The 11930-nt window shown below is 63.7% G+C and carries 13 protein-coding genes; 9 read left to right on the forward strand and 4 right to left on the reverse strand.

The features are described from left to right. Positions 1-115: 115 nt before the first annotated feature. The gene (locus ACN6NG_RS11970; RefSeq protein WP_063423660.1) at positions 116-1027 is read right to left on the reverse strand and encodes an AraC family transcriptional regulator; all 912 of its coding nucleotides are present in this window, start codon (positions 1025-1027) and stop codon (positions 116-118) included. Between the two features lie 102 nt (positions 1028-1129). On the opposite strand from ACN6NG_RS11970, the gene ACN6NG_RS11975 reads away from it, so the two are divergent. The 5 genes from ACN6NG_RS11975 (at position 1130) to ACN6NG_RS11995 (ending at position 5620) form a co-directional block, all read left to right on the forward strand. After that, entirely contained in the window at positions 1130-1690 is a 561-nt protein-coding gene (locus ACN6NG_RS11975) for a carboxymuconolactone decarboxylase family protein (RefSeq protein ID WP_063423661.1), read from the forward strand. Between the two features lie 100 nt (positions 1691-1790). Next, entirely contained in the window at positions 1791-2855 is a 1065-nt protein-coding gene (locus ACN6NG_RS11980; RefSeq protein WP_197898695.1) for an acyl-CoA dehydrogenase family protein, read from the forward strand. Continuing rightward, complete coding sequence (locus ACN6NG_RS11985) at positions 2852-3673, forward strand: ABC transporter ATP-binding protein (protein ID WP_197898696.1); 822 nt, start codon at positions 2852-2854, stop codon at positions 3671-3673. The genes ACN6NG_RS11980 and ACN6NG_RS11985 overlap by 4 nt, the downstream gene beginning before the upstream one ends. Further along, the gene (locus ACN6NG_RS11990; RefSeq protein ID WP_197898697.1) at positions 3660-4865 is read left to right on the forward strand and encodes an ABC transporter substrate-binding protein; all 1206 of its coding nucleotides are present in this window, start codon (positions 3660-3662) and stop codon (positions 4863-4865) included. Before ACN6NG_RS11985 ends, ACN6NG_RS11990 begins: the two co-directional genes overlap by 14 nt. Beyond that, positions 4865-5620 carry an ABC transporter permease gene (locus ACN6NG_RS11995; RefSeq protein ID WP_063423665.1) on the forward strand — a complete coding sequence of 252 codons (756 nt, stop codon included), beginning with the start codon at positions 4865-4867 and terminating at the stop codon, positions 5618-5620. Before ACN6NG_RS11990 ends, ACN6NG_RS11995 begins: the two co-directional genes overlap by 1 nt. A 111-nt stretch (positions 5621-5731) precedes the next feature. Here ACN6NG_RS11995 and ACN6NG_RS12000 read toward each other — a convergent pair whose 3' ends face one another. Together ACN6NG_RS12000 and argC are read right to left on the reverse strand one after the other, a co-directional pair. Next, positions 5732-6418, reverse strand: a complete 687-nt coding sequence (locus ACN6NG_RS12000; RefSeq protein ID WP_063423666.1) for a GNAT family N-acetyltransferase — start codon at positions 6416-6418, stop codon at positions 5732-5734. A gap of 80 nt (positions 6419-6498) precedes the next feature. Next, positions 6499-7440, reverse strand: coding sequence for an N-acetyl-gamma-glutamyl-phosphate reductase (gene argC / locus ACN6NG_RS12005; protein WP_063423667.1), 942 nt, complete (start codon positions 7438-7440; stop codon positions 6499-6501). A 114-nt stretch (positions 7441-7554) separates the two neighbouring features. Between argC and ACN6NG_RS12010 the strand changes: the two genes are divergently transcribed. After that, the gene (locus tag ACN6NG_RS12010) at positions 7555-8436 is read left to right on the forward strand and encodes a LysR family transcriptional regulator (RefSeq protein ID WP_063423682.1); all 882 of its coding nucleotides are present in this window, start codon (positions 7555-7557) and stop codon (positions 8434-8436) included. A 176-nt stretch (positions 8437-8612) separates the two neighbouring features. Then, positions 8613-8885 carry a hypothetical protein gene (locus ACN6NG_RS12015; RefSeq protein ID WP_016499280.1) on the forward strand — a complete coding sequence of 91 codons (273 nt, stop codon included), beginning with the start codon at positions 8613-8615 and terminating at the stop codon, positions 8883-8885. A 60-nt stretch (positions 8886-8945) separates the two neighbouring features. Here ACN6NG_RS12015 and ACN6NG_RS12020 read toward each other — a convergent pair whose 3' ends face one another. Beyond that, positions 8946-9596: a TIGR04211 family SH3 domain-containing protein gene (locus ACN6NG_RS12020; protein ID WP_016499281.1), complete on the reverse strand. Its 651-nt coding sequence runs from the start codon at positions 9594-9596 to the stop codon at positions 8946-8948. 307 nt (positions 9597-9903) lie between these two features. Here ACN6NG_RS12020 and ACN6NG_RS12025 point away from each other — a divergent pair, with 307 nt between their 5' ends. Together ACN6NG_RS12025 and ACN6NG_RS12030 are read left to right on the forward strand one after the other, a co-directional pair. Next, positions 9904-11211 (forward strand): OprD family porin, encoded by a 1308-nt coding sequence (locus tag ACN6NG_RS12025; RefSeq protein WP_412104475.1) that lies wholly within the window; start codon positions 9904-9906, stop codon positions 11209-11211. A 128-nt stretch (positions 11212-11339) separates the two neighbouring features. Then, entirely contained in the window at positions 11340-11819 is a 480-nt protein-coding gene (locus tag ACN6NG_RS12030; RefSeq protein WP_016499283.1) for a VOC family protein, read from the forward strand. The last annotated feature ends 111 nt before the right edge of the window (positions 11820-11930 follow it).

The raw sequence follows: 11930 nt of genomic DNA on the forward strand, positions 1-11930 counted from the left end.
ACCGGCCTTTTCGCGGGTGAACCCGCTCCCACAGGTACTTCACAGGTCTTCAAAGCTGTGGTGACCCTGTGGGAGCGGGTTCACCCGCGAATAGGCCGGTACAGGAGTAACGCTTTCAGCGACCCTCATGCTGGCGCCGATAGGCCCCCGGCTGCACCCTCACCGCCTTGGCAAACGCCCTGGTAAACGCTGCCACCGACTGATACCCCACCTGCGCACCCACTTGCTCCACGGTATTCCCCGCCCGCAGCAACTGGCTGGCATGGCGCATGCGCAGAGCCAGCAGCACTTGCCCCGGCGATTGCCCGGCCAGTTCATTGAAACGCTTGAAAAACGCCGACCGCGACAAGCCGGTGCAGGCGGCCATGCTCTCCAGTGTCCAGGCTTGCCCCGGTTGCTCGATCAACTGTTCCAGCAACCCGGCAAATGCCGGCTGGCGGGCGAGGGCGATCAGCCCGCCCAGTGACTGCCCGGCAATGACCTGCTGGCGCAGCACGTACAGGAACAACAGGTGTGTCAGCCGCTCCAGTAACGTCTGTGACGGGCCGGCGGTGCGCCGGCATTCTTCCAGAATCAGCTCGAACAGCGCCCGCGCCGCACTGCCGGCGGGGTCTTCGGCGCGCAGCAGGATCCAGTCGGCCAAGCCTTCGACAATCAGTGAAGACAGGCCTGACTGGAAATGGAAGAAGCCACAAACCAGCCCGACACCGTCGCTGGCTTCGCTATCCAGCGCCTGCATGGCCTGGCGCGGTTGGGCACAGGCGTCGACCGGGTCCTGATCGCTGGACAATCGATAGGCAAGGTCGCGCAACAGGAACACGGCATCTCCCTTTTCCAGGCGCACCGCTTGCGGCTGGCCATCGATGTGCAGCCAGCAATGGCCCTGCACCACCAGGTGGAAACTGGCGCGGCCCATGCCCTGGGTGCTGGCGTGCCAGCCACCGCAGTAGCGGCCGACATGAAACAGGCTGGCATCAAGCTCCAGGCCCTCTAATAACCAATCTACAAGGTGGCTGGACGAAATCATCTAATACAAAGACTCAGGAACAAGGAAAGGCGACTGATGAATATGGAGGGTAATTCTTATAACCAACAGACTGTAGTGACACCCATCAAAGGAGACCACTCCATGTCCTCGCGCATTACTTTACACACGCTGCAGAGTGCTCCGGAAGCGGCCCGGCCGTTTCTGGAGAATGCCCAGAAGAATTCCGGCTTCATCCCCAACCTGCTGGGCGTGCTGGCCAACGCCCCGGCGGCGCTGGAAACCTACGTGACCGTTTCGGCGCTCAATGGCAAGTCCGAGCTGAGCCTGGCCGAGCGTGAAGTGGTGCAGCTGATTGCCGCCACCCGGCATGGCTGCGACTTCTGTGTGGCCGGCCACACCGCCGTGGCGCTGAACAAGGCCAAGCTGCCGCAGGAAGTAGTCGATGCCCTGCGTGCCCGCGGCGAACTGCCCGATGCCCGTTACGAAACCCTGGCCGCATTTGCTCGCGAAGTGATCGACACTCGCGGTAACGTCAGTGAAGCCACTTACCAGGCCTTCCGTGAAGCTGGCTTCAGCGAAGGCAACGCGCTGGAAGTGATTTTGGGGGTTAGCCTCGCAACCCTGTGCAACTTTGCTAATGTTTTCGCCCAGACGCCGCTCAACGAAGAGCTTGGCAAGTACCGCTGGCAGCCTTCTGCATAGCCCACGTGTGAGAGCGGCCCTGACGCGGTCGTTGTAGGAGCGGCCTTGTGCCGCGAATGGGCCGCCAGGCGGCCCCCGGCGTTCCAAAAGGAGCAAGACCATGCAAGATTGTGCATTTCGACACTGGCTGGATGCCAATGCCGAGGCCATCGACCGGGGCCTGTGCGAACCGCAGCAGGTGCTGGCGCAGATCGCCGAATCACAGCTGTTGCGCATTGGTGTCGACCCGGCCCTGGGCGGCACGGGCGGGCAGGTGACCGACGCGGTCGAGGCGATTGCCGCCATCGCCAGCCGCTCGTTGGCCGCAGCCTTCGTCTGCTGGGGCCAGCGTGCCTTTATCGAATACCTGTTACACAGCCCCAACCAGCCCCTGCGCGAGCGCCTGCTGCCGCGCTTGCTGACCGGCGAACTTGCCGGCGCCACCGGGCTGTCCAACGCCATGAAGTTTTTGTCCGGTATCGAAGCGTTGCAGGTGCGCGGTCGCCCTGCAGGCGATGGCTGGCACCTGGAAGGGCGCCTGCACTGGGTGACCAACCTGCGCAAGAGCGGTTTTGTAGTGGCGGCGGCCATTGAAGACGAAGCCGGTGGTACGCCGTTTGTACTGGCCATTCCTTCCGAGGCCCACGGCCTGGAGCGCTCCGACGACCTGCAACTGATGGGCCTGCAGTCGAGCAATACGGCGGCGCTGGCCTTTCACCAGGTACCGCTGGCGCGTGACTGGCTGCTGCACGAAAATGCCCGCGAATTCCTGCCACGGGTACGCCCAGCATTCCTGGCGCTGCAATGCGGCATGGCCATCGGCCTGGCGCGACGGGCGCTGGACGAGGTTCAGGCGCACCTGCACGGCCGCGCCTCTTTCCTCGACGAGGCCCGACAGGTGCTCAGCGAGCGGCTGGAAAACACCGTGAGCGAGCTCAAGCAGGGCCTGCTCGAAGGCCGCTTCCAGCAACAGCCGGCCGCCCTGTTCAAGCTGCGCATTACCCTGGCTGAAAGTGCCGCCGACGCGGTGCAGCTGGAGCTGCAGGCCAGTGGTGGCAAGGCCTATCTCAGCGAGTATGGCGAAGGCTTCGCCCGCCGCTGGCGCGAGTCGGCGTTCGTGCCGATCGTGACGCCGAGCCTGGTACAACTGCGCGCCGAACTGCAACGCCAGGCGGGCGCGGCATGAGTGAAGTGTTGCTCGAAGCTCGCGACATCAGCCTGGGCTACCCGCGCGAGGGTGGCTGGCAGCAGGTGCTGGCGCAATTCGACCTGCAGTTGGCGCCGGGCGAAGTGGTGAGCATTCTTGGCCCCAGTGGTGTCGGCAAATCCAGCCTGCTGCGGGTGCTGGCCGGCCTGCAACAACCCGGGGGCGGCAGCGTGAGCCTGCACGGCCAGCCGCTGCAAGGGCCGCACCCGCGCCTGGCGGTGGCCTTTCAGGACCCGAGCCTGCTGCCCTGGCTGAACCTGGAAAAGAACGTCGCCTTCGGCCTCGACTTTTCCCGCCAGCCCAAGCTGGCCGCTGACGAGCGGCGCGCCCGCATCGACCATGCGATTGCCGCCGTGGGCCTGGCCCACGCCCGTGGCCAGTACCCGGCGCAGTTGTCCGGTGGCATGGCTCAGCGCACCGCACTGGCCCGCTGCCTGGCCCGCCAGCCCGAGGTGCTGCTGCTGGACGAGCCGTTCGGCGCGCTGGATGAAGTGACCCGCGCCGACATGCAGCAACTGCTGCTGCAACTGATCGCCACCCACAACACGGCGGCGGTACTGATCACCCACGATATTGACGAAGCCCTGCTGCTGTCCGACCGGGTCCTGCTACTGGGCAACCACCCAGCGCACATCCTCGGCCAGTGGCACATCGACCTGCCGCAACCGCGCGACCAACGGGTCGAAGAACTGGGCGCCCTGCGCATCGAAATCCTCAAAACCCTTCGGCGGGCAAGCCGCACAGTCGAACCTATCTCAACCCCGTTGCCCTCGGAGGCTGTCCATGTGCATGGATGACTGCTGTTCCTCTTCATCGCGTCGTGATTTTCTCAAGCTCGGTGCCATGCTCACGGCCGCTGGTGCGCTGCCATTGCTCTCGAGCCTGCAAGCCCGTGCCGCTTCCGAGCCGGACGCGCCAGTGCGTATCGGCTACCTGCCAATCACCGACGCCACGCCACTGCTGGTGGCGCATAACAACGGGCTGTTCGAGGCCGAAGGCATCAAGGCCGAGCGCCCGGTGTTGCTGCGCAGCTGGGCGCAGGTGATCGAGGCGTTCATCTCCGGGCAGGTCAACGTCATCCACCTGCTGTCGCCGATGACCGTATGGGCGCGCTACGGCAGCAAGGTGCCAGCCAAGGTAGTGGCCTGGAACCATGTGGGCGGCTCAGGCCTGACCGTGGCGCCCGACATAAGCGACATGAAACAGCTCGGGGGCAAAACCGTGGCCATCCCGTTCTGGTATTCGATCCATAACGTGGTGTTGCAGCAGATGCTCAACGACAATGGCCTGACGCCGGTATCGAAGCCGGCCAATGCGCAGTTGGCGGCCAACGAAGTCAACCTGTTGGTGCTGCCACCATCCGACATGCCGCCAGCCTTGGCCAGCAAGCGTATTGCCGGCTACATCGTCGCCGAGCCGTTCAACGCCCTGGCCGAGAACCTCAAGGTTGGCCGCGTGCAGCGCTTTACCGGCGATGTATGGCGCAACCACGCCTGCTGCGTGGTGTTCATGCATGAGCATGACCTGAACAACCGCCCCGAATGGTCGCAGAAGGTGGTGAATGCCATCGTCAAGGCCCAGCACTGGACCCGCGACCACCGCGCCGAAGCCGCTGCGTTGCTGTCCAAGGCCGGCCCCAACAAGTACACCCCGCACGAGCCCGGGGTGCTGGTCAAGGTGCTGGCGCCGGCCACCGAGGACCGTGCCGGCTACATTGCCAGTGGCGCCATTCGCCATCAGCAGTGGGACGAAAAGCGCATCGACTTCCAGCCATACCCGTTCCCCAGTTACACCGAAGAGCTGGTCAAACGCCTGAAAACCACCCTGATCGAAGGTGATAACGCGTTCCTTGCCGGGCTTGATCCGGCGCAGACCGCCCGCGACCTGGTCGACGATCGCTTCGTGCGCAATGCCATCGCGGCGGTCGGGGGTCCGTCGGTGTTTGGCATCGCCGACAACTTCGAGCGTAGCGAGGAGTTCGCGGTCTGATGCGCACGCATGTCGTACATGCCGGCCTTGGGCTGGCCGGGTTGCTGGGTTTGTTGCTGTTGTGGTGGGCTGGCGTTGCCATGTTCGGCCAGGCGGACGGCCTGTCGGCGCGCTTTTCACCGGCGGCAACCTTGGCCAGCCTGGTCGAGCTGTTGGGGCAGGGCGAGGTTTACGGGCACATCTGGGTCAGCCTCAAGCGCATCCTGGTCGGGTTGCTGCTGGCGCTGCTGATCGGCGTGCCGCTGGGCTTGCTGGTGGGCAGCTACCGGCACCTGGAGGCGGCAACCACCCCGGCGTTCCAGTTTCTGCGCATGATCTCGCCGTTGTCGTGGATGCCGGTGGTGGTGATGCTGATGGGCGTGGGTGACCAGCCGATCTACTTCCTGCTGGCGTTCGCCGCGTTATGGCCGATCTTGCTGAACACCGCGGCGGGCGTCAGGCAGTTGGACCCGCGCTGGCTGCAACTGAGCCGCAGCTTGAGCGCCACGCGCTGGGAAACCTTGTGCAAGGTGATCGTGCCGGGTGTGATCGGCCACGTGTTGACCGGCGTGCGCCTGGCCATCGGCATTTTGTGGATCGTGCTGGTGCCGTGCGAAATGCTCGGGGTGAGCGCGGGATTGGGGTATTTCATCCTCGATACCCGCGACCGGCTGGCGTATTCCGAACTGATGGCGATGGTGCTGCTGATTGGCGTGCTGGGGTTTGTGCTGGACGCGTTGGCGCGTGCGCTGCATCGGCGCTGGGTGCATGGCTGACGGGCCAGTGAGGCGCCTTCGCGGGTGAACCCGCTCCCACAGGGATAACGCAGGTTTTGAAGACTGTGGTGTACCTGTGGGAGCGGGTTTACCCGCGAATAGGCCCTTGGATCAATGCACGGTCTTGCGCTGCCGTACGCACTCCAGCGCTTGGGCGGCCAGCTCATCCAGCCGTTCATCGCGCATCTGTTCCGCTTCGATCATTGCATCCTCACCCTGCTGGTTAAGCAGGTAGGTGTGAATCTGCATCACTTCAGCGGTTTGATAAATCGGCGCAATGTCCAGGCGCCCGATCAACGCACCACTGGCATGGCCGGTACTGCTCATCAGCACCTGCGGCCCATTGGCGGCCACCACCTGCATGCCCATCGCCTCGAACCACGGCACCTGGCTGGCAAAGGCGTTCAGCTCCACGCAGGCATGCCGAGCCTGCAGGTCGCCCAGCAGGGCGCGGGCGATGCCTTGGCGGCGATGGCTGGCGCGCACGGCAAGAAATGCCAGTGAACACGCCTGCTCATCGTCGTCGGCCGGCAGCGACAGGGCAAAGCCCAGCAACTGGTCTGGGGCCTCTGCATCCAGTGCAAGGGTCAGCGCCACGGCAAGGCCGCGGGTGCCATCCAGTGCTTGCAGGTACTGGTGCACCTCCATGCCGACGCCGTACTGGTACAGCGGGTACAGCGGGTTGTCGGCGGTAATGGCGACACTGCTCAGTTCGCCGACATGGTGGATCACCAGCTCGCGGATCTGGTTCTGGAAAGATTCGGGCGGCACGCTGTCGAGGCGGCTCAGGATGAACATCGGGGGGCGGGCTCCGGCGGGTAGGAATACAGCCCGGGCCAGGTTGGCGCGGGCTGTACAGTTTAACCGGTTTTGCCGTATCAGCCTTGTTGCTGTAGTGCACCAAGCATCAGGTCGAGGTTTTGCACCGCCGCGCCGGAGGCGCCTTTACCCAGATTATCGAACACTGCGGTCAGCAAGACCTGTCCATGCTCGGGGTTGGCATACAGCGCCAGGCGCAGGTCGTTGCTGTCGTTCAATGCCTCGGGGTCAAGGTTTGCAGCTGCGCCTTGCTGATGCAGCGGCATCACCTGCACATGGCGTGCGCCCTGGTAATGCTGCTCCAGGCAGGCCTGTAGCTGTTCGGCGCTGACCTGGCCCGGTAACAGGCGCAATTGCAGTGGGATACTCAGCACGATGCCTTGGCGGTAGGCACCGTAGCCAGGCATGAACACCGGCCGTGCCGACAGCCCTGCGTGTTGCTGGATTTCGGGTACGTGCTTGTGCGCCAGCTCCAGCCCATAAAGTTGCAAGACCGGGGCATTACCGGCCCCGGGTTGTTCGTGGCGCTCGACCGCCGCGCGGCCACCGCCGGAGTAGCCGGAGATGGCATGGATGCCCAGCGGGTAGTCGGCTGGCAGTAACCCGGCCTTGACCAGCGGGCGTAGCAGGGCGATGGCGCCAGTGGGGTAGCAGCCCGGGTTGCTGACGCGCTTGCTGTGGGCAATGCGTTCGGCCTGCTGGTCGTCCAGTTCTGGCAGGCCATAGACCCAGCCCGCGGTGGTGCGGTGCGCCGAACTGGCGTCGATCACCCGCACCTGCGGGTTGTGGATCGCTGCCACGGCTTCACGAGCGGCGTCGTCGGGCAGGCACAGCAGGGCGATGTCGGCGCTGTTGATGGCCTCGCGGCGGCGCTGCGGGTCTTTGCGCTCGGCCTCGGGCAGGGTAAGCAGGCGCAGGTCGCTGCGGCCTTGCAGGCGGGCGTGGATCTGCAGGCCGGTAGTGCCTTGGTCACCGTCGATGAAGACAACAGGGGTATGCATGGTCAGGGTCCGGTCGGGTTGGGATGGCCCATGCTCGCCTGTGGCTGGACTAAAGGAAATTTGAATATCATGATGCTGATGTTCATTTATTCTGAATGTAGGCCAATAAAGACCATGCGCGAAATCAGCCTTGACCGCCTCCGCACCCTGGTGGTCATAGCCGACCTGGGCTCTTTTGCCGAGGCCGCCCGCCAGCTCAACCTGGCACCGCCCACCATCAGCCTGCATGTGGCCGAACTGGAGGCACGTATCGGCGCCCCGTTGCTCAGCCGCACCCGCGGCCAGGTGCGCCCCACGGCCATTGGCGAAACGCTGCTGGCGCGTGCCCGGCGCCTGCTGGCCGACGCCGACCTGGCGCTGGACGAAGTACGCCGACAAGTAGAGGGGCTGACCGGCCGGGTACGCCTGGGGGCATCCACCGGTGCTATCGCCCACTTGCTGCCGCAGGCGCTGGAGCACCTGCGTGCGGACCATCCGGGGATCGACGTGCAGGTACAAGTGCTGACTTCCCAGGCATCGCTAGGGCGATTGCGTGAAGGGATGCTGGATATCGGCCTGGTGGCCTTGCCGCAGGTGGCCGGCAAAGGGCTGACCGTTACCCCCTGGCGGCGCGACCCGATCCTGGCCTACGTACCGGCCGACTGGCAGCCGCCGACGAAGGTCACACCGGCCTGGCTGGCGCAGCGGGCGTTGATTCTCAACGACAGCAGTACCCAGCTGTCACGGGTTACCGGCGAGTGGTTCGCGGCAGCAGGGTTGTACCCCGAGCCGCGGATCGAGTTGAACTACAACGATGCGATCAAAAGCCTGGTCGGGGCCGGGTACGGCGCGACCTTGCTGCCGCAGGAAGGCGAGGCTGGCGAACTGGACCGGCGCATTGCGCGCCGGCCGCTGCGACCAGGGTTGTGGCGGCAGTTGGGTATCGCCTGCCGGGAGGGCCAGGTGGAACGGGCCACGGGGTATGTGTTGCAGGCGTTGGAGCGCTTGCGACAGTAGGGCGCAGGCGTCGTACATGCCGCTGCTAGTGCGGGTTTTTATCGATTTCCTGTTCGCCGAGATCGGTTTACCGCTGGGCTGAAGCCCTGCGATTCAAGTTTCGGCCAACTATGCTGTTTTCTGCGTCGAGCAAGATACACCTCGACGAACCCTATGGTTTTCCAGGAGAACGCTCCATGAAATCCACGAAATGCATACCCTTGTTGGTGATTGCGTCCGTCCTCAGCTTTGCCGTACACGCAGACCCTGCGAGCAACTGTGAGGCCAAGATCAAGGAACTTGAAGATTTCCACAAGGCCAGCGGCCAGGCGATGCATGGCGGCATGGCTCATGACTTCAAAGTCCACCTGCAAAATGCCAAGGATGCTCAGAGCAAGGGTGATTTTACCCAGTGCCAGTCCTCGGCGGACCAAGCCAAGACCATCTATAACAAGGCGCGTAGCAAGTAAGCCTCGGTCGGCCCCTTCGCGGCGTTACCCGCGAAGGGGCCGGTGCAGGATGGCCCGCTGTCAGAACCAGCGATCGTTCTTCTTCCGCCCACGGGTCAACGCCGGCAAGATCAGCCCGGCCAGCAAGCCCGCACCGGCAATGCTGCCGCCATACACCATGTAGCGCATCATCACCTGCTTGTTCTCGTCACCCAGGCGCGCCTGGGTATCGCGCAGCTCCGACTGGCTCTGGTCGAACTGTTCATTCAGCGCCTTGTTGCGCGCTTCCAGTTCGTCGATGAGTTTTTTCCGTGAGTCGAGGGTTTCCTGCATGCCCTGTACCCGGCTCTTCCAGCTGTCGTCGATGGTCTTCAACTGCCCGGTCAGCTCCACGACCTGGGCGTCGAGTTGCGGCAGGCGCTCGTTCTGGCCCGGCACCGCTTGCAAGTCGTTGCTGAGTATCCATACCACATCGCCATTCTGCCCACGCACCTGGCTGTAATTGCCCTGGGTGCCGAGCAGGGTCAACTGTTGCCCCGACTTCAGGGTACCGACGATGCGGTGGCCGTCGGTGGGGCCGCTGCGCACATAGGTACTCAGGCTGTCGCTGACCCAGCGTGCGTCGCTGGCGGGCTCTTCGGCGTGCACCGGCGCAGCAAGGGCCACCAAGGCGGCAATCAGGCCGCCGCGCAGGGCAGGGAGGACGGAAGCGGTTGGGCGGGATTCGGGCATGTTGGGTCTTCGCTGAAACAGGACAAAAGTAGGCCCGATGACTGGGCCGATGAACCGGTCGCTGAGTTGACCGTCAGCCAAAGACCCTTTTTCTGTAGGCAGGTTCACTACCTGATATCGGAAATGTCTGCAGGATGTTGCGGAAACTCGCCCCAGAGCGCTTCGCCTGCGATGACGCAATTGTAATGCACGGATCACCTTGGCGTTATCTGCCGGCCGTCAATCTCGGCCAGCCGACACAACTATAAAGATGACGTACAAGGAGCATCGGATGACCTGCAGATCACCCCTGAAACTGGCTGCGTGCATGGCGCTCTCCGGCGTCGGCAACCTGGCGATGGCGGCGGACGAGGCCGCGCAAGGCTTTATCGAGGGCAGCACGCTCAGCGTGCTCAACCGCAACCTCTACTTCAACCGCGACAACCGCGATTCCGCAGCCCCCACGCACAACCCCGGCAAGCAACCCGATAACGGTTATTCCGAAGCCTGGGCCCACGCCGTCATTGCCCGGTTCGAGTCGGGTTTTACCCAGGGCACCGTGGGTGTTGGCCTGGATGCGTTCGCCATGCTCGGCCTCAAACTGGACACCGGCGGCGGCCGCAATGGCGGGCGCAGTTCGTTCGATGTGTTGCCGGTAGACCATGACGGCCAGGCCCGAGACGCGTACACCAAGGTGGGTGGCGCGGCCAAGGTGCGCCTGTACGACACGGTACTGAAGGTAGGCGATGTGTTCCCGGCCAACCCGGTGGTGGCCGCTGGCGACTCACGGCTGCTGCCGGAAAGCTTCCGTGGCGTGACCCTGGAAAACACCAGTATCAAGGACCTCACCTTGCAAGCCGGGCGCCTGCATGCCATGAGCCAGCCGGTGTCCAGTGATCTGCGGGAGAACTTCGTGACCTTCTATGGCGGCCCGGTCGATTCGCCGTGGATCGCCTATGGCGGCGGTGACTACACGCTCGACGAACATGTCAGCGTCAGCCTGTTCAGCAGCCGGCTCAAGGATGTGTGGAACCAGTACTACGCCGGCACCAGCCTCAGTTGGCCATTGAGCGATGAGCTGGCCCTGATCGGCGGCTTCAACTATTACAAAGCCGTGGATGAAGGGCAGCAGCGGCTGGGCGCCTTCGACAACGACATCTGGAGCGCCAGGCTGGGTGTGAGCTTCGGCGCCCACACCCTGGCGCTGACTCACCAGCGCAACAAGGGCGACGATGACTTCGACTACCTGCGCCAGTCCGACTCGATCTTCCTCGACAACTCCATCCAGTACAGCGATTTCAACTCGCCCAAAGAGCGTTCGTGGATGCTGCGTTATGACCTGAACATGGCCGCCTACGGTATTCCCGGGCTGTCGTTCATGACGCGCTACGGCAAAGGCACCGATGCCGACTATTCCAACGCCAACGCTGTGTACATGCGCCGCGATGCCGACGGCAACCCGCTGAGCGAACAGAAGCGCTGGGAGCGTGACATCGAGGTCAAGTACGTGGTGCAGACCGGCGCGGCCAAGGACTTGTCGCTGCGCGTGCGCCAGGCCACCACCCGGGCCACGGCGTTCGAGTCGGACCTGGACGAAGTGCGGCTGATCGTGGAGTACCCATTGTCGATCCTGTGAATTCACCTGGGTAGCCCTGCAGCTCCTTTGGTTTGGGTGGATGTTTTGGCGCTCCGTATGGGGCGCTTTTTTTATGTTCAAGGGTGCGGGCTAGACTCAAGGGTCCACACCCTTCATGGAGCACGGCCATGACTGCCAAGAACACCATCTGCCTCTGGTACGACAACGATGCCGAGGAGGCCGCCAACTTCTACGCCAGCATCTTCCCGGACAGCAAGGTGATTGCGCTGCACAAGGCGCCAGCTGATTACCCTTCGGGCAAGGAGGGCGATGTCATCACTGTCGAGTTCACTGTCATGGGCATACCCTGTGTGGGGCTCAACGGCGGCTCGACGTTCAAGCACTGTGAGGCGTTTTCGTTCCAGGTCAGTACCGAAGACCAGGCCGAAACCGACCGCTTGTGGGATGCGATCATCGCGAATGGCGGCGAGGCCAGCGTGTGTGGCTGGTGCAAGGACAAGTGGGGAATCTCCTGGCAGATCACCCCCCGTATCCTGATCGAGGCGATTGGGCACACCGACCGTGCGGCGGCCAAGCGGGCATTTGAGGCCATGATGCAGATGGGCAAGATCGATGTGGCCAGGATAGCGGCGGCATTGAAGGGGTGAACCGCAGGCGTTTCGTGGGCTGTGGTTATCGATTTGCCCTGGAAAATCGCTTATCGAGGGGCGCTGTTCCATACCTCAAGTGGCGCCCCGAACCAGACGCTGTACCCGCCC

It is taken from the genome of Pseudomonas sp. TSO6 (assembly GCF_056098905.1).